Annotated in this window: 14 protein-coding genes; 3 read left to right on the plus strand and 11 right to left on the minus strand. The window is 58.9% G+C overall.

The window, feature by feature from the left end:
• Positions 1-39 precede the first annotated feature (39 nt).
• A complete protein-coding gene (rplU, locus tag MHK04_RS03725) occupies positions 40-345 on the minus strand; it encodes a 50S ribosomal protein L21 (RefSeq protein WP_005324077.1) in 306 nt (101 codons plus the stop codon).
• 226 nt (positions 346-571) lie between these two features.
• Positions 572-4408 (minus strand): translation initiation factor IF-2 N-terminal domain-containing protein, encoded by a 3837-nt coding sequence (locus MHK04_RS03730; RefSeq protein WP_239207914.1) that lies wholly within the window; start codon positions 4406-4408, stop codon positions 572-574.
• Positions 4409-4610: 202 nt separating this feature from the next.
• Here MHK04_RS03730 and MHK04_RS03735 point away from each other — a divergent pair, with 202 nt between their 5' ends.
• Positions 4611-5378 (plus strand): hypothetical protein, encoded by a 768-nt coding sequence (locus MHK04_RS03735; protein ID WP_239207915.1) that lies wholly within the window; start codon positions 4611-4613, stop codon positions 5376-5378.
• Here MHK04_RS03735 and arsB read toward each other — a convergent pair.
• Positions 5375-6439, minus strand: coding sequence for an ACR3 family arsenite efflux transporter (gene arsB / locus MHK04_RS03740; RefSeq protein WP_239207916.1), 1065 nt, complete (start codon positions 6437-6439; stop codon positions 5375-5377). The genes MHK04_RS03735 and arsB overlap by 4 nt on opposite strands.
• Before the next feature lie 125 nt (positions 6440-6564).
• On the opposite strand from arsB, the gene MHK04_RS03745 reads away from it, so the two are divergent.
• Positions 6565-6915, plus strand: a complete 351-nt coding sequence (locus MHK04_RS03745) for an ArsR/SmtB family transcription factor (protein ID WP_239207917.1) — start codon at positions 6565-6567, stop codon at positions 6913-6915.
• 13 nt (positions 6916-6928) lie between these two features.
• Here MHK04_RS03745 and MHK04_RS03750 read toward each other — a convergent pair whose 3' ends face one another.
• From MHK04_RS03750 to MHK04_RS03780, 7 genes are all read right to left on the minus strand, one after another.
• Positions 6929-8233, minus strand: coding sequence for an exonuclease domain-containing protein (locus MHK04_RS03750; protein ID WP_239205003.1), 1305 nt, complete (start codon positions 8231-8233; stop codon positions 6929-6931).
• Between the two features lie 161 nt (positions 8234-8394).
• Positions 8395-8805 (minus strand): nucleoside-diphosphate kinase, encoded by a 411-nt coding sequence (ndk, locus tag MHK04_RS03755; protein ID WP_005324068.1) that lies wholly within the window; start codon positions 8803-8805, stop codon positions 8395-8397.
• 78 nt (positions 8806-8883) lie between these two features.
• Positions 8884-9195, minus strand: coding sequence for a hypothetical protein (locus MHK04_RS03760; RefSeq protein WP_239207918.1), 312 nt, complete (start codon positions 9193-9195; stop codon positions 8884-8886).
• A gap of 55 nt (positions 9196-9250) precedes the next feature.
• Positions 9251-9763: a DUF4233 domain-containing protein gene (locus MHK04_RS03765; RefSeq protein WP_023020930.1), complete on the minus strand. Its 513-nt coding sequence runs from the start codon at positions 9761-9763 to the stop codon at positions 9251-9253.
• On the minus strand, positions 9760-11295 hold the full coding sequence (gene folC / locus MHK04_RS03770; RefSeq protein WP_239207919.1) for a bifunctional tetrahydrofolate synthase/dihydrofolate synthase: 1536 nt from the start codon (positions 11293-11295) through the stop codon (positions 9760-9762). Before folC ends, MHK04_RS03765 begins: the two co-directional genes overlap by 4 nt.
• Entirely contained in the window at positions 11295-14015 is a 2721-nt protein-coding gene (locus MHK04_RS03775) for a valine--tRNA ligase (RefSeq protein ID WP_239204999.1), read from the minus strand. The genes folC and MHK04_RS03775 overlap by 1 nt, the downstream gene beginning before the upstream one ends.
• A gap of 80 nt (positions 14016-14095) precedes the next feature.
• Complete coding sequence (locus MHK04_RS03780) at positions 14096-15046, minus strand: malate dehydrogenase (RefSeq protein WP_239207920.1); 951 nt, start codon at positions 15044-15046, stop codon at positions 14096-14098.
• Positions 15047-15415: 369 nt separating this feature from the next.
• On the opposite strand from MHK04_RS03780, the gene MHK04_RS03785 reads away from it, so the two are divergent.
• Positions 15416-16180 carry a TetR/AcrR family transcriptional regulator gene (locus MHK04_RS03785; protein ID WP_239204995.1) on the plus strand — a complete coding sequence of 255 codons (765 nt, stop codon included), beginning with the start codon at positions 15416-15418 and terminating at the stop codon, positions 16178-16180.
• Positions 16181-16196: 16 nt separating this feature from the next.
• Here MHK04_RS03785 and clpX read toward each other — a convergent pair whose 3' ends face one another.
• Complete coding sequence (clpX, locus tag MHK04_RS03790) at positions 16197-17492, minus strand: ATP-dependent Clp protease ATP-binding subunit ClpX (protein ID WP_023020925.1); 1296 nt, start codon at positions 17490-17492, stop codon at positions 16197-16199.
• Positions 17493-17620 lie beyond the last annotated feature (128 nt).

A 17620-nucleotide genomic window follows, 5' to 3' on the forward strand; every position in this document is an offset into this window, starting at 1 on the left:
GTTTTCCCTCCTTCAGGGATAATTACAGCCGGTTAAGGCTTACTTGATACCGGTAATCTTCAAGGTGGTCACAGGCTGACGGTGGCCCTGACGCTTCTTGTAACCAGTCTTGTTCTTGTACTTCAGGATATCGACCTTCGGGCCCTTACCCTGCTCAACGATTTCTGCGGAAACAGAAACCTTCTCCAAGTCGGAAGCCTTGGACTTAACATCGGCGCCATCGACGAGCAGAACCGGGGTGAGAGCTACGGCAGAGCCTGGCTCACCCTCGATCTTCTCGACCTTGACGAGGTCACCTTCAGCAACCTTGTACTGCTTGCCGCCGGTCTTGACGATCGCGTACATAGAGGGTTACCCCTTATCTAAACTCGCTCGGAAGCAACCGGGGAGGCCGCGTTCCGAATGGACACTTACATATTGCGTTTAGTTCCCGCGCGAACATGCCCGCACAACTCACTGAGTGAGTGTCGGACTGATCCAGCGCTGTGAGTACTAAACAGCGACTGTCAAAGACTACCCCGTAGCGGGCACAAAATACAAACCACGCTTTTCGTGCCCGCGTGGCGTAGCCCTAAGACTTGCTTCGCCGTGCTACACGGCGCCGCCCGCGCCCAGATTTAGCTGAGGCTTTTTCTGGGTGGACTCCGCTCGCCGCAGACTGCTTCTGGGCACCGTTATCCTGTGCCTTTGGGGCCCTCGCTCTTGCCGACGTCCCCTTTTTGCGCACCGCCCTCTTCTTGCCACGGCGCAAGACCTTGGAATCGCTCGAGCCCGCCCGGTTCCCAGAACCGGTGCGCTCCGGCGAGCCTTCCTGTCGCGTAGAACGGCCCGACTCGGACTTCATTGCCTTCGGGTTCTCTGCTACGGCTTTCTTAGGGGCAGCCTGACGCACGGCACGGCGACGCCCGCGACCCTTGCCACCGGTGCGCGCCGCACGCGTGGTGCCAACGGCCTTTTCATGTCGCTGCTCGGCCGAGCCACCCGCCTGCTCGTGCTCCTGCGTCTTCTCCTTTACCTCGTGTGGCAGGCGCGAAGAAACACGGCTTTGGGCTTGCTGGGTGCGCACCGTGCGACGGCGACCACGCCGGCGGCCCTTTCGCTCCCCGCGCGAGTCCTTCTGCCCCTTTTGTGCTGCGGCCTCGCTTGCGTTACCGCCATCGGATGCGGGTACCGCCTGATCGGCCTTGTGTACGGCAGATTCCTGTTCACCGGCGACGGCAAATTCCTGCGGCTGTGGACGCCTATCAGAACGCGAATTGCCGCGTGTGCGGCGCTTGCGGCGCGGGGAAGCCTCGAACTCGGCCACAGCCTCTTCATAGGTCTTGCCTGCTGCAGACTTCGTGGCTTTCTGCTTGCTGCCTGTGCCAGCGCGTGTGGCCTTAGAGCGGCGGGTCGCCCGGCGCGGCTTCTTGCCGCGTTTGGAGCCCTCCCCAGCATCTGGGTGGGCCTTAGCGACGGCACCCGAGTCCGCGTCCGTATCCGCATCGGGGACGTAGGAATTAAATTCCTGCACCTCGTCGCTCTCCGCAGCATTGTCCGCCGCAGCGTATGCGATGGCCTCGATATCGGATACTTCAGTCTGGGTGTGCTTGCGAGCCCGTCGGCGCCCACGGCCGCGTCCGCGCTCCTTAGCGCTGTCTCGGTCTCCGCTGTGCGTGTTCTGATCAGCGTGCGGCTCGTCCGCACCGCGCTCATCCACAACGACGTTAGCTACGAGCTCCTCCAGCGACGTCTTTGCGGATTCCCGTGCGGCGTCTTCGCTCTCGATGCCGTAGACCGGCGCCTGGGTCTTCTTAAAGCGTTTGGGCTTGGAATCGCTTTCAGGGGCGTCATCAAGCTCGTGCTTATGCATCGCCACCGCCGCCGGGTGCTGCTGCGGATCATGAGTCTGCTTTTTGTGCGACTTGGACTTGCGCCCAGAGTGCTTCGCGCGCGAATCGTCCTCAGCCTCGTCCACCGGGTACTGGTGAATAATGATCCCGCGGCCATGGCAGCACTCGCACTCGGTAGAGAAGGTCTCCACCAGCCCGGTGCCCAGGCGCTTACGGGTCATCTGCACCAAGCCCAGAGAGGTAACCTCAGAAACCTGGTGGCGGGTGCGGTCACGGCCCAAGGCCTCCTTCAAGCGGCGCAGGACCAAGTCCTGGTTTTCTGGCAGGACCATATCGATAAAGTCCACCACAATCATGCCGCCCAAATCGCGCAGGCGCATCTGGCGCACGATTTCTTCGGCTGCCTCGAGGTTATTGCGGGTTACCGTTTCCTCTAGGTTGCCACCAGAACCGGTGAACTTGCCGGTATTGACGTCGATGACGGTCATGGCTTCGGTGCGGTCAATGACCAGCGTGCCGCCGGATGGCAGCCATACCTTGCGCGAGAGGGCCTTATGCAGCTGCTCGTCAATGCGGTGGACCTCGAAGGCATCCTGCCCGCCGTGGTCCTTGGCGCGAAAGCGCACCACGCGATCCGCAAGGTCCGGCGCCATGGAATCGACGTAGGCGCGGACGGTATTGAACGAACGCTTGCCATCAACGATGAGCTCGGTGAAGTCTTCGTTGAAGAGATCGCGGACCACCTTGATGAGCATATTTGGCTCTTCGTACATGGTCACCGGCTTGGCGCCCTTGGAGGACTTTTCTTTCTTGGCGTGGGCGATGATGTCCTCCCACCGGCTGTGCAGGCGGTTGACGTCGGTAGCGATCGCCTCTTCCGAGACATTTTCGGCAGCGGTGCGGATAATCGCTCCCCCATCGCCCGGCACCACGCGGCCCAGGATATCCTTCAAGCGCTTGCGCTCTGGGGCGGGCAACTTGCGGGAAATGCCCGCGCTGCGGCCGCCTGGCACATAGACCAGGTAGCGGCCGGCAAGGGAAATCTGGGTGGTCAGGCGCGCGCCCTTGTGACCAATTGGGTCCTTGGCCACCTGAACCAATACCTGATCGCCGGACTTCAGAGCATTTTCTACCTTGCGGGCGCGCCCATGCAGCTTGGTCTTGCGCCAATCGATTTCACCGGCGTAGAGCACGCCATTTCGGCCCTGTCCGATATCTACGAAGGCCGCCTCCATCGACGGCAGGACGTTTTGGACGCGTCCAAGGTAAATATTGCCAATCAGCGAAGCCTGGGACTCGGTGGTAACGAAGTGCTCGACCAGCAGGTCATCTTCTAGCACGCCCACCTGCGTGATGATTCCGGCACCATCCTCGCGCTCCTTATCGCGCACCACCATGGTGCGCTCCACGGCTTCGCGGCGGGCAAGAAACTCTGCCTGGGAAACAATGTGCTGGCGGGTGCGGCCCTTTGCGCGCAGTTCCGCGCGGCGGCGCTTTTGGGCCTCGATGCGCGTGGAGCCACGGATGGCCTTCGGTTCGTCAATGTATTCGGGCTCGGTAGCCTGATCCTCACGGTTCGAGCTAGCGCCGCGTCCGCGGGAGGCGCCGCGGCGACCTCGACGACGAGCCTCGGATTTACCAGAACCACGGCCGGAGCCCGGCTGCTCACTCACTTCCTCGGCAACATCGTCGCTTTCGGAGTCATCGCCGGAGAAATCTTCCTCCGCAGCGTCTGCAACTAGTGCGAAGGCCGCTGCATCATCTTGCTGTGGGGCCATAAAGATCGGCGCAAAGTCATAGTGCCCGGATTCTTCCTCAGATTCAGCGCGCGGGACAATGTGCGGGGCGTAGTAGTCATCCTCGAAATCCTCGCCGGCCTCCACAAGCGCTTCGTGCAGCTTCGCCGCATCAACTGTGCCGTTATCGAGTGCACTCGCCGGCGCTTCTTCCACCTCATCCGCGGATTCCGCCGCTGCGGCGTCTTCGGCAGCTGAGTCGGTATCGGCTGCGGCCTTGGCGAGTGACTCTTCTACCTTGTCTTCGATTTGGGAGATCTCATTATCCACGTTCTTGCGCACGCGGTGGCGCAAGCGTTCTTCGTCTTCCGCGGGCTGCACCCCCGCTGCGTCGGTCTCGGCCGAGTCTTCGGACACTGGGGCTGCGGATTTGCGAGTGGCCTTGCGTGCGCGCTTGGCGCGCTTCTTCGCCGGCTTCTTCTCGGGTTGCTTGCCTGAATTATCTTCCTGCGGTACAGCAGCATTGTCTGCGGACTCCGTGTCCGGTGCGGCGGTGGAGGCTTCGCTGGTATCGCCAGAGGGGGCATCGCCAAGCGCCGCGGCTTGAGCCACAGCATCGAGCACCTGGCCTGCTTCCTCACGGGTAAGGGAGCTTTGCGCGCTCTTTTTTAGCCCCATCTCTTTCAGCTGCGCCACCAGATCGCGCGAGGCAAGCCCCAGCTGCTTGGCAAGGGCATAAACGCGGACCTTGTCTTTGAGCTGGCCACGATCCAAGTTCTGGGCCAAAGACGCCGCCGCCTTGAGGTTTTCAGTTGTTTCTTGAGAGTTCTGTGCCACCATGTTCGGGCTTACTCCTGTACTTCGTCTGTTTCAGGCGCTACCTCGGGCGCAGGCACAGCCATGGACTGTACCGCCGCCGCGCGAGGCATTCTGCGCGCTATAAAAGTTTGTGGGTATTAAGTTATTACGCGTCTCGTACGCGCTAATTACCATTGTGTCACAGAAACGCAGCCAGGCTGGCAGGCGGTGTTATGTTGACAGGGTGGCAGAACTAGCACGAATCCCCGCCCGCGAGCTGGCGCAGTATCGGCAGCGCAATGAAATCCCTGTACGCTCGGCGCTTTACTTCGGCGTACCGGCCGGCTTTGCCATTGGATTCGCCAACACCGGCGTGGATTATATGCTGGTAGGAGCCGGTATTTTTGCCATCTGTGCGGTGCTGGGGTTAGTGCACCTCATCCGCAACTACCCACGCGGCATCAACGCCGCGCGGGAGGAGTATCGCGAGGGCGACTATCCCACCATTGCCTATATCGCCCCGCTTATCCCCATCGCCGCGCCGCTGGCCATGGCTCCACTAAGTGCAGCCGGGCTAGTGCCGGAGGTAGAACTTGCCCCGCCCATTGCCGGTGTCCTGTCAGGGGCGTGGTGGGCGTGCGGCTTGCCTTTGGGGCTGTGGGCAATGTTTTCTCAATCCTTTCGGATTGGCCGGCGGCGCATCAATAAGATCCTGGAAAAAGATCCGCTCGAAGGAGTAACCGAGGCTCGCCTAGAGCTTGCCGACGCCCACGTGGACACCCTCACCGCCCTCATAGCCGCCGGCGCGGTGCAGGGAAATACGGTCTCCGCTAAGGCCCTGTCCACATTCATGCAGGTCGATCTCGACCTAGTATGCGAGAACCTTGATGAATTGGCACAGGCGGGCCTAGTGAAACTTGACCGCATCGCCCTGCGCTCTGCGCCCAAGGACTGGAAAAACACCGTCACACCGACCGGGGTTCGTTGCCTCTACCAATTGGGCAAGCGTTAACGCGGCAAGCTTTCGTCTCCTGGAAATAGCTTCGGCCCTATCCAGAGCATGACGTACACGAGTCCCACGAGCACGGGAATCTCAATGAGAGGTCCGATGGTGCCGGCGAGCGCCTGTGCAGACGCCGCTCCAAAAGTGCCAATGGAAACCGCGATGGCTAGTTCGAAATTATTACCAGCTGCGGTAAACGCAACGGAAGCGGATTGCGCGTAGTTCATTCCCACGACCTTTGCCACACCCAAAGCTAGGAAAAACATTCCAACGAAGTAAATGACCAACGGAATCGCAACCTTGATCACCGCCGTGGGCTGCGCTACCAACTGTTCTCCCTGGAGGGAGAATAGCAACACAATGGTATATAGCAAGCCGATCATCGCCAAGGGAGATACTGCCGGAAGGAAGCGGTTTTCAAACCATTCGCGGCCTTTGGCTTTCTCACCCCAGACCCGTGAGAGGACACCAAGCAGCAGTGGCACTCCCAAAAATACGAGAACCGCCGTGACGATGGACCAGAAAGAAAAATCAGCAGAGGTGGTATCCAGGCCTAGCCAACCAGGAAGAACCTGCAGGTAAAACCAGCCCATAACGCCAAACATAGCTACTTGGAAAACGGAATTAATAGCCACGAGAACAGCGGTGGCCTCGCGGTCGGCGCAGGAGAGATCGGACCACACTAGGACCATTGCGATACAGCGGGCTAACCCAACAATAATCAGGCCGGTTCGCAGCTCGGGCTGGTCGGCAAGAAATATCCACGCCAGGGTGAACATCAATGCAGGCCCCACCAGCCAGTTCAACACAATCGATACCACCATCAATCGGCCGTCGGCAGCAATGTCTCGGGTCTTTTCGTAGCGGACCTTAGCCAGGGGCGGATACATCATGACTAGCAGACCCAGTGCAATCGGAAGAGAAATACCGCCTACCTCTAGGGCAGATAGTGCTTCTCCAATACCTGGCAGGAAGTGGCCGATCAATAGCCCCACAGCCATGGCCATGATGATCCAGACGGGCAGGAATCTATCGAGAAATGACAATTTTGGGCTTTGCGGAATGGCCATAGCTCTCCTTGCGCGACGAGGAATTCACATTTCAAGGCAGTACTTTAATCACCCATATTGATACTCGTCAATATAACGGAGTAGGAAGCAGCCTCCTTATGAAGCAGCCTCCTTATACTGTGTGCATGGACTCCTCCCCTAGCAATGCTGATAACACCCCCGACGGGCAGTGCTGCTCCCTGAGCAGTGGCCCGCTCAGCCAGAGCGATTCCTTGCGCTTTTCCCAGCAATTTAAAGTACTTGCTGACCCAGCCCGGCTTCGCCTGCTGTCCATATTGTGTGATGAGGGCTGCGGCCCGATGAGTGTGACGCAGTTGACCGAGCTCTCCGGGCTTAGCCAACCGACGGTATCTCATCACCTCGGCAAGTTGAGGGAATCCGGCCTTTTAATCAAGCGGCAATCGGGCCGTACCGTTACCCATCGAGTGCAAAAGGAAGCCTTCAGCACGCTGCGCCAATTACTCTCCTTCGATTAGGAGAGCTCCAGTCCTAGTCTGCGAAGTGAATGACCTCACGGGCGACGTCTTCCGCAACGATGGGAATGCCATACTGCTTCGCTTTCTTGGCTTTGCCCGATTGCGAGTCCGGGTCACCGGCGATGAGCACCTTGGTCTTTTTGGCTAGGCCGCCAATCTCCACGCCGTGCGCGGCAAAATACTCTTCCCATTCCGCAGTCGAGTAGGCCTTAGCTCCGGTAATGGTTACTCGCTCGCCAGCGCTCACCACAATGCCGCCCATGCTGGCGAGTCCGCCAATACTGCCGGCCTTTTCAGAACCTTGCGGCGCCTCTTCACTAGGGGCACCATGCCGACCTTCTGCCTGTGGAGCGGTGTCGGGGTCTACGGCAGCCTCGATATCAGAAGCCGGGATCCCCAAGGCGCGGCCGACAGAAGCCAGGATGTCGCGTTCCTCAGCCGTGACAACACCATCAGCCCAGGCTTCTTCAATCAGCAGCGTGATATAGGCTTCATGCAGCTCGCGCAGACCATGTTCATCGAGCCCATGTGCTTGAGCAAAGGCCAGCAATTGGGTTTGCTCGGTGGCAGAGAGGCGGCGGTCGAGCAAGGCGGCATCGAGAAGCTTGAAATAGTCTTCCGCAGCCGTATTCGATGGCGTCTCACGTTGTGCGACGAGCCCGGCGAACCAGCCGCCGTACTGTGCCGCTTGCTTGGCGGATTCCGCAGCTGCGCGGCTGAGAAGTGCCGGCTCCACCCAACCCGGGTGGGGTGCCAGGCTGCGATACAGCTGTTGCTCAGCCAAGCGCTCACTCATATAGTTCTCTTGGGCTGCCGGGGTATTGGCCAGGAAATGCTGGAATAGTTGCGCCGTGGCCATCGCATCCGCCAATGCGGAGTGTGCCAACTCATTATGAATTCCCAGATGGGCGCAGCAATCCCCCAGCTTCACCTTGGGAAGACCAAGATACCTGCGTGCCAATACGGCCGTATCGATCGCCGGCAACGCCTCTTCAGAACAGGCGCGACAAGCCAGCAGCTCGGACTGAATAAAGGTCCGATCGAATCCCGCATTGTGAGCAACGAATATGCGGTCTTCGAGAGAATTAGCCAGCTTGTCCGCTACTTGCGCAAAGGTGGGCGCGCCTAGAACATCAGAGGCGGAAATGCCATGAATTTCCGTGGCCGCGATATGGCGTTGCGGGTTAATGAGCGTTTCCCAGGAATCCTGCACTGCTCCTTCCGGCGATAGCTCCACGACGCCAATTTCAACGATGCGGTGCCCGTGCTTATAGGAAAATCCGGTGGTCTCAATGTCTACGACCGCGTAGCCGCGCATATGCGCCTCCCTACGTCTTGTTGAAAATAGTTCTTAGCCGCACCAGTGTAGGCGTGTTGTGCTCCTGCTCGCTGCCCATATAACGAGGGACCAGGTGACGCTATGAATAAAGCCCGAGCCGGTGGCTCGGGCTTAAGTGCGTACGAAACGCTATAAAGGCTTTAAAGGTTCGGGAACCAGATAGCGATTTCGCGCTCTGCGGACTCTGGGGAGTCAGAGCCGTGCACGATGTTCTCGCCAACGGTCAGAGCGAAGTCGCCGCGGATGGTGCCCGGGGTGGCCTTGGAAACTGGGTCGGTGCCACCGGCCAGCTGACGCCATGCCTCGATGGCACGCTCGCCCTCGACAACACCAGCGATAAGCGGTGCGGAGGTGATGAACTCGACGAGGTCACCGAAGAATGGCTTATCCTTGTGCTCCTCGTAGTGCTTCTCCGCGGTCTCGCGGTCAGCAACGCGCAGATCGAGTTCGGCCAGCTTCAGGCCCTTGCGCTCGATTCGGGAGATGATTTCGCCTACGTGGCCGTTCTTTACGCCGTCCGGCTTGATGAGAATCAGTGTACGTTCAGTCATGCCCCACACTGTACCGAAACCACCCGACTGCGTCGCGCGCTGGGGTATTCCTTTGGGGTAAAAGTGTGGGGTCCAGGGCTATGCGAGTTGTTTAACTATCTCTTCGGCGCGCCCCTGCGAAGTCCCCCTGAACCACAGGCGTACCTGGCCTACTGCGGCGCCAAACTGTCCATTAGCCAACAGGCGTTGCAGCTCCGCTCGCTGTTCCTTATCCAAATCCTCGAAGGTGGCTTCTTTGGCCGGTTCGAAGTTGCTCCGCAGGGCCAAAACCAGAAAAACGCCGCCAATAAGGAGGGCGACTAGCGGCAGCCACGGCGTTCCCGTAGCGGCACGGGCTACCACCGCGGCAACACAAGCGAGTGCGGCAAGGACGAGATAGAGAGTGCGCATGGCCGCCAGTCTATCGCGTCTTGGCCACTCGCCGAAGGCCGTCAAGGCTACCGTGCTATTTCTCGTTGAGGTGCTGCGTGGTGAGGTAGCCACGCTTCATGCGGGCGATGAGGTTACTGCGCAGGTAAACGGCCAGGAGCCACTCCAAGCCGAAGATGATGAAGATGGCGGCTACGGCCCAGTGGACCATAAAGCCCAAGATGACGCACAGCAGCTGCACCCACACGATGACGGTTAGCGCCCACTTCTTATTCATGAACGCGATCATCACTAGGTGAAAGACAATGGCGGCAAGGACAAAGCAATAGTTAAAAGGCGTCCACAGGGTGCCGTCATACAGCTTGTACAGCATCGGCAGTGCGAAGGATAGGGCGAGCGCCTCCATGGTCAGGGAGCTGGCAATGACCATCCCGTTGAAGCTTTTAAGTGGGTCCTTGACTGGGGCTTGGCCCATGCCTAGGGGTCCGATCTCGCTTTCAGGGATATGTTCCTCGCGGCCGCGGGCACGGCTGCTGCGGGGCGGGCGGGGTTGGCGCTCTCCGCCTGGGTGGTGATTGTCGCGGCTCATGCAGGTTCCTTTCCAAACATCGCGCGGGCGTCACCGGCAGTGACGACCGAGCCGGTGATGATAATGCCAGAGCCGGATTGCACCTCCGCGTCTTCAGCAAGTTCAACGGCTTGGGCATAAGCGCCGGGAAGATCCTCGGCAACGTGGACGCGTTCCTCGCCGTAAATATCGCGAGCAGTCTCGGCCAATTCATAAGCGTCGAGAGCCCGCGGCGAGGAGTTTTGGGTAATGACTACCTCGGTCAGATACGGCTCCAACGCGGTGAGAATGCCAGTTGCGTCCTTATCCGCAAAGATGGACAACACACCGATGAGGCGGGCGAAGTCGAAATCGCGGTCCAACGCTGCGCCTAAAGCCTTGGCACCGTGGGGGTTATGCGCGGCATCAATAAACGTCGTGGGGGAGGTACGTACGCGCTCGAGGCGGCCGGGCGAAATCGCCTGGGCGAAGCCATTGCGCACGGTAGCAACGTCCAATGGGTGGCCGGCCGAAGCCCCAAAGAAGGCCTCCACCGCTGCAAGGGCCACGGCAGCGTTCTTGGCTTGGTGCTCGCCATGGAGGGGAAGGAAAATGTCCTCATACAGGCCGCCGAGGCCTTGGATATTCACCTGCTGGCCGCCAACGGCAATGCGGGATTCGAGGGCCGCAAATTCGGAACCGGAGCGGGCCACGCCCGCCTCGACATCGACGGCCTGCTGCAAGATGACGCGCATGGCTTCTGGGTCCTGCTCCGCGATAACCACAATATTTTCATTCGGGGTCAACGGATCATCGGCATCCTCGCGCGGCTTAATAATGCCAGCTTTTTCACCTGCGATTTCGGTGATCGTATCGCCCAAATAATCCGTATGGTCCATGCCCACTGGGGTGATGACGGAGACGTCTGCAGTGACCACATTGGTGGCGTCCCAACGTCCGCCGAGTCCGACTTCGACGACAGCGACATCTACGGGGGCGTCGGCAAACGCAGCATAGGACAGGCTGACAAGGACCTCGAACTTAGACATAGGCACGTCCGATTGGGCATCGACCATTTCCACAAACGGCTTGATCTCGTGCCAAATACGCACATAATCGCGCGGGTGAATGGGCTGGCCATCGATGCCGATGCGCTCAGTAACGCGCTGCAGGTGTGGGCTAGTTACCAAGCCCACTCGGCGGTGGAAGGCACGCAGGAGCGAATCAACCATGCGTGCGGTAGAGGACTTACCATTGGTGCCAGCGATGTGGATGACATCAAAAGAACGCTCCGGGTGACCGAGCAGATCCATAAGCAGCTCGATGCGATCGAGGGAAGGCTCAATCTTGGTTTCGGGCCACCGCTCATTGAGTTCTTCTTCAACCTCCGCGAGGGCGCGTAGCTCCGCGGCGGAAACCTCCTGTGGGGCGGCCTCGTTGTACTCATCCTCGCCGCCCATGCCCAGATTGAGCGTCAGGCCGGACTCGGTGATTTCCACCGGACCGCCGTCGGTTCCTTCTTTTAGGGCATCGACGATCTCAAAATCCTCTGTGCCCTTGTCCTTTTCCGCCACTACTTCAGGCCTTCCAAACGGCTGGTAATGCGTTCAACCTCTTCGCGAGCGATCTGCTGGCGCTGCTTAATTTTATTAACCACTTCTTCCGGCGCCTTGGACAGGAAGTTCTCATTGCCAAGCTTCTTGCCGGTCTGCTCCAGTTCCTTATTGGCTTTGGCCAAGTCCTTTTCTAGGCGCTTGCGCTCAGCCTCCACGTCTACAGCGCCGTGGGTATCTAGGGTGACCTCCACGGTGGCCTGGGAAAGGCGTACCTCAATGGAGGCGGAAGGATCGAAGTCTTCGGCCGGAGCGGTGGTATTAGCCAGGTTGCGCACCAGCTCTTCCTGGTTCGACAAGTCAGCAGCGGCAAAGTCGAGGCGGCCCGGGACCTTCTGAGAAGGCTTGACACCCTGGTCAGAGCGGAAGCGGCGCAGCTCGGTAATGAGCTTATCCGCGTCTGCAATGCGACGGGCGGCCACCTCATCCTTGGTAGCGCCACCATTGGTATCGGCAACGGTGGGCCACGGTGCCACGACGATAGACTCGCCGCCGGTCAAAGCCTTCCAAAGCACCTCGGTCACGAAAGGCATGGTTGGGTGCAGCAGGCGCAGGACAACGTCTAGGACGCGTCCCAGGACAATCTGGGTATTGCGGCCCTGTTCACTGACACCATCCCGCGGGATCTGGGTCTTTGCAATCTCCAGGTACCAGTCACACAGCTCGTCCCAAGTGAAGTGGTAGAGCAGCTCGTTTGCCTTAGCGAACTGGTAATCATCCAGGTATGCATCCACCTTGGCGCGGACCTCTTCGGCGCGGTCGAGGATCCACCGGTCGGCGTCGCTAAGCTCGTCGCGGTTGGGCAACGTTGCTACGCCGGCGCCATTCATGAGGGCAAACTTGGTGGCGTTGAAAAGCTTGGTGGCGAAGTTACGGGCGGCCGCTGCAGCATCAGAGCCCAAAGGCAGGTCCACACCCGGGTTGGCACCGCGAGCAAGGGTAAAGCGCAGGGCGTCTGCGCCGTAGTCACGCACCCAATCCATCGGGTCAATGCCGTTGCCCAAAGACTTAGACATCTTGCGGCCCTGCTCATCGCGAACCAAGCCGTGCAGGTAAAGATCCTTAAATGGAACCTGCGGTCGACCATCGGTGCCCTCCCCCAAAAGCTCTGGGGTATGAGCGCCAGCGAAAGTACCGAACATCATCATGCGGGCTACCCAGAAGAACAAAATGTCATAGGCGGTGACCAGCACGTTGGTAGGATAGAACTTCTCCAGATCCGGGGTCTTTTCCGGCCAGCCGAGGGTGGAAAATGGCCACAGCGCGGAGGAGAACCACGTATCCAGCACATCAGGATCCTGCTCGTAGCCTGCTGGGGGCTCTTCATCGGGGCCGACGCAGACGATGTCTCGCTGGCCATCTTCGCCTTCCGGCCCGTACCAAATAGGAATGCGGTGACCCCACCACAGCTGCCGAGAGATGCACCAATCGTGCATATCATCGACCCACTCAAAGTAGCGCGGCTCCAGCGACTGCGGATGTAAGGTGGTATCTCCCTCGCGCACAGCAGCACCAGAGTCCTTGGCCATCTTTGATACGTCTACGAACCACTGCAGGGACAGGCGCGGCTCGATGGGTTCCCCAGAGCGCTCGGAGTGTCCCACGGAGTGAACATAAGGACGGATTTCCTTGACAATACGGCCCTGCTCACGCAGCGCCTCGCGGATTTCCACACGGGCTTCTTCGCGGGTCAGGCCGTCGAAGCGGGTGCCAGTATTGGCAATGTGGCCAGTGGTATCCATGACGGTAGGCATGTCCAAGTTGTGGCGGGTGCCCATCGCGTAGTCATTCGGATCGTGTGCCGGGGTGATTTTCACCGCGCCGGTACCAAACTCCATATCGACGTAATCGTCAGCGATGATCTTGAGCTTGAGGTCATCGCGGAATGGGTGCGGCAGCTCCTTGCCCACAAGATCAGCATAGCGCTCATCGTCTGGGTGAACGGCAATGGCAACGTCACCCAGCATGGTCTCTACACGGGTGGTGGCCACGATGAGGTGCGGTTCATCATCATTAAGCGAGCCATAGCGAATGGAAACCAGCTCGCCCTCGACGTCCTTGTAGACAACCTCGATATCAGAGACGGCGGTCTCCAGCACCGGCGACCAGTTGACCAGACGGTTAGCCTGGTAAATCATGCCCTCATCATAAAGGTTCTTAAAAATGGTCTGCACAGCGCGCGAGAGGCCATCGTCCAAGGTGAAACGCTCGCGAGACCAATCTACGGAGTCACCAATGGCACGCATCTGGTTCTGGATGGTGCCACCGTACTGTTCTTTCCACTCCCAGACCTTGTCAATGAACTCTTCGCGCTCGTAGTCCCAGCGCTTTTTGCCCTCGGTTTCCTTGAGCTTGGCCTCGACCTTGGTCTGGGTAGCAATGCCGGCGTGATCGGCGCCTGGCAACCACAGCGTGGCATAGCCCTGCATACGCTTGCGTCGGATAATGGAATCAATCAGCGTGTGGTCCAAAGCGTGGCCCATATGCAGCTGACCGGTCACATTCGGCGGCGGCAGCACGATCGAGTAAGGCTCGGCCTCCGAATGTGCATCCGGGGTGAAGTAGCCCTTTTCTACCCAGCCCTCATAGAGGTCCTTTTCTACGGCCTGCGGCTCCCAAGACTTAGGCAGCGCATCAGCGCGGTTGGTACCAACTAATTGCTCATTATTTTGCTCAGTCACCTGGCCGATTCTACCTTGCACGTCAACCGGCTCATCTAGGCAGGGTACGCACCGAGCATGTGGTGCGCACCGAGTGGGTTTTAGAGCAGGTCTGCTACGGCTTCGCGCTCCTCACGCAGCTCAGCCACAGACGCTGCAATGCGCTCCTTTTGGAACTCGCTGAGCTCCAGGCCCTGCACGATTTCCCACTTTCCATCACGGCAGATGGTGGGGAATCCACAGATAAGGCCCTTGTCGACGCCGTAGGAACCGTCCGAGGGCACCGCCGCGGTGCGCCAATCCTCAGTGCCATGAATCCAGTCATGCATGTGGTCCACAGCTGCCGACGCCGCCGATGCGGCCGAGGAGCTGCCACGCACCTCAATAATCTCGGCACCGCGCTTCGCTACCTTGGGGATCATCTCTTCGCGGTACCAATCCTGGTCCACCTCGGCATTGGAAAAGGTGATGTCCGGGAACTGGCTTGCAGAGTGATTGCCCCAGACTGCCACCTTGGTGAAATCATTGGTGGACTTGCTGCTTTTCAGCGCTAGCTGGCTCAAGGTGCGGTTGTGGTCCAAGCGCATCAGAGCATTGAACTGAGAATCGTCCACATCCGGGGCATTTTTCGCAGCGATGAGAGCATTGGTATTTGCTGGGTTGCCCACCACAAGCACGCGGACATCGCGCGCGGCATAGTCATTGATGGCCTTGCCTTGCTTGGTGAAGATGGCACCATTGGCTTCCAGCAGATCCGCACGCTCCATACCCTTGCTGCGCGGGCGCGCGCCTACGAGGAAGGCAGCAGAGGTGTTTTCAAAGGCCTCCTTTAGGTCATCAGTTACCGTAATCGAGTTGACCAACGGCAGGGCGGAGTCATTGAGCTCCATGGCCACGCCCTGAGCCTTGCCCACCGCGGCGGGGATTTCCAGCAGCGCCAGATCTACCGGGGTGTCCTTGCCATAAACATCGCCGGCAGCGATGCGCCACAGCAGCGAATAAGCGATATTGCCAGCGGCACCGGTGACAGTGATTTTGACGGGCTGAGTCATGGTTAAAAGCCTCCTCAATGGCTGCGTCAAGGGCGGCACACGCGAGCCAGGCTGCTCGCACCGCCACGGAATGTACCCATCCCCGAGCTTAGCCCCACCGCCGCCTCTCGCGCTGTGAATCTGGCCCCCTCTTTTGGAGGGGATATTCGCTGAGGTTGCGCTAAATTACCCCCATTTACCTCCAAATTAACGCCCCCAATGGGTAAGAAGCTCCCGCAACGGGTGTCTAATCGGGCATGATGGGAAAAGGAAAAGCGGGGCTCTCCCCCACGCCACGCACACAGATTGCATGGGGCCTATCTACTCCCGCACTATTAGATATCAGTTGACCGCGCCACCGCTGCGCCGCAAGGATTAAGGACTTACGCCATGAGCACTGAGAATACTGATGCACTGCAGGATGCAGGCCAGGCGGATTCTCCTCACGCTGCCCACGCGGAATCCGTCAGCATTGACTCCGTGGTGGACGTAGCGATCAAGCACTTTTCCCGCAGTGGTTTCGCAGAAACCAAGCTGGAGACCATCGCCCAAGAATCGGGCATGTCCAAGCGCATGATCCACTACCACTTTGGCGATAAAAAGGGCTTGTACCTACGTGCACTCAGCACGGCCGCGCAGCGCCTTAATCCGCCGCAGGACGCTCTGGAAATCGATACCGCGGTTCCGGTCGAGGGCGTGCGCAAGTTGGTGGATTGGCTCTTCCGCGAACGCGTGGCCAACCCGGATGCTATTCGCATGCTGGTATGGGAGAGCAATCAGCAGATTGTGGATCCAGCTCAGCAAGCTATTGCCGACGTCGCCGGAGTCGCCCTCCACCTCGACCGCCTGCTGCTCTTGGGCCAAGACGCCGGTGCTTTCCGCCCAGGTATTTCCGCCAATGACATTTTCACCCTGATTTCCTCGTTGACCGTCTACCGCGTAACCAACCAGGTGATGGTGGAAAACATGCTGGGCGTGAACTTCAATACCCAAGAAAATATCGATGGTATGCATAGGCTTACCGTCGATGCTGTGCTGGCGTTTTTGACCGCCAATATTCCGGACTCGGGCCACGAGTCCTACCTCACCTCATCCTCGTTCGATACGAAAGAGGGAGACGAGGCCTCACCACAGGATATTTACAGCGAGGAGTAGTCGCGCCGGCAGGCGCTTAGGCAGATTCCTTCGCCTCGTCCTTATAGCTAAACTGCGGCTCCGCGCCCTCTGTCACGCACTCTGGGGTGATATGTACCGCGGCGATATCCTCGCGGTCCGGCAGATCATACATAACTGGCACCAGCAGCTCTTCCATGATGGCGCGCAGGCCACGTGCACCTGTCTTACGCTCCAAGGCAAGCTCTGCGATGGCATCCAACGCCGCCGGCTCGAATTCCAATTCGCAGTCATCCATCTCAAATAGGCGACTGTACTGCTTGACCAAGGAGTTCTTTGGCTCGGTAAGCACTTTGACCAAGGATTCACGGTCCAAGTTATCCACCGTGGCCACGACGGGCAGGCGCCCGATGAATTCTGGAATCAGGCCAAACTTCACAAGGTCCTCAGGGCGTACCTGGGAAAAGAGGTCGACCTTTTCGCGCTCATCCTTGGTATCCAAGTTGGCGCCAAAGCCCACGCCCTTTTTGCCCACTCGATCCGCAATAACCTGGTCGAGCCCAGCGAATGCGCCGGCAACGATGAACAAGATATTCGAGGTGTCTAGCTGGATGAACTCCTGATTCGGGTGCTTGCGCCCACCCTGCGGTGGAATGGCCGCCACGGTACCTTCCAGGATCTTCAGCAAGGCCTGCTGAACACCCTCACCGGAGACATCGCGGGTGATGGACGGATTCTCGGACTTGCGGGAAATCTTGTCCACTTCGTCGACGTAAATGATGCCGCGCTGGGCACGCTCCACATCAAAGTCTGCGGCTTGCAGCAGCTTTAACAGGATATTTTCCACGTCTTCACCCACGTAGCCGGCCTCGGTGAGGCTAGTGGCATCGGCGATGGCAAAGGGGACGTCGAGAAGCCGGGCCAAGGTCTGTGCCAAGTAGGTCTTTCCGGAACCAGTAGGTCCCAACATCAAGATATTGGACTTAGAGATCTCCACCTCATCGCCCTCGGCCTTTTTGCGCCGTGCTTCCAACGCGGCAGACTCTTCCGCCTTGATGCGCTTGTAGTGGTTGTAGACCGCCACAGATAGCACGCGCTTGGCTTTGTCTTGGCCAATGACGTATTTATCCAGGAAGGCAGAAATCTGCGAGGGCCGAGGCAGGCGCACCTCCGCGTCGGAGGATTCCTGCGCCTGTTCTTGGCCCAGTTCCTCTTCGATGATTTCATTGCATAGCTCGATGCACTCGTCACAGATGTAGACACCGCCGCCGGCGATGAGTTTTTTCACCTGTTTCTGACTCTTGCCACAAAAGGAGCACTTGAGCAGGTCAGCGCTTTCTTGCATACGTGCCATTAAGTTCTTTCACACTCGCTTTTCGTACCGCTATCCACAAATGGAAGGATGATTCTACCCTTCCGAGCGGCTTAATCTTCATCTATTTCTACCTTAGTAAATCAACCCGACAGGCCCTTCATTCATTC

The organism is Corynebacterium nasorum, assembly GCF_022345765.1.
Taxonomy (GTDB): domain Bacteria; phylum Actinomycetota; class Actinomycetes; order Mycobacteriales; family Mycobacteriaceae; genus Corynebacterium; species Corynebacterium kefirresidentii.

Excerpts from the sequence above, each read along its gene's own strand:
- ndk (WP_005324068.1), bottom strand. The coding sequence starts at position 8,805 with ATGACTGAACGTACACTGATTCTCATCAAGCCGGACGGCGTAAAGAAC.
- MHK04_RS03760 (WP_239207918.1), bottom strand. The coding sequence starts at position 9,195 with ATGCGCACTCTCTATCTCGTCCTTGCCGCACTCGCTTGTGTTGCCGCG.
- MHK04_RS03780 (WP_239207920.1), bottom strand. The coding sequence starts at position 15,046 with ATGACTCAGCCCGTCAAAATCACTGTCACCGGTGCCGCTGGCAATATC.
- clpX (WP_023020925.1), bottom strand. The coding sequence starts at position 17,492 with ATGGCACGTATGCAAGAAAGCGCTGACCTGCTCAAGTGCTCCTTTTGT.
- MHK04_RS03765 (WP_023020930.1), bottom strand. The coding sequence starts at position 9,763 with ATGAGCCGCGACAATCACCACCCAGGCGGAGAGCGCCAACCCCGCCCG.
- MHK04_RS03745 (WP_239207917.1), top strand. The coding sequence starts at position 6,565 with ATGGACTCCTCCCCTAGCAATGCTGATAACACCCCCGACGGGCAGTGC.
- MHK04_RS03730 (WP_239207914.1), bottom strand. The coding sequence starts at position 4,408 with ATGGTGGCACAGAACTCTCAAGAAACAACTGAAAACCTCAAGGCGGCG.
- MHK04_RS03750 (WP_239205003.1), bottom strand. The coding sequence starts at position 8,233 with ATGCGCGGCTACGCGGTCGTAGACATTGAGACCACCGGATTTTCCTAT.
- rplU (WP_005324077.1), bottom strand. The coding sequence starts at position 345 with ATGTACGCGATCGTCAAGACCGGCGGCAAGCAGTACAAGGTTGCTGAA.
- arsB (WP_239207916.1), bottom strand. The coding sequence starts at position 6,439 with ATGGCCATTCCGCAAAGCCCAAAATTGTCATTTCTCGATAGATTCCTG.
- MHK04_RS03785 (WP_239204995.1), top strand. The coding sequence starts at position 15,416 with ATGAGCACTGAGAATACTGATGCACTGCAGGATGCAGGCCAGGCGGAT.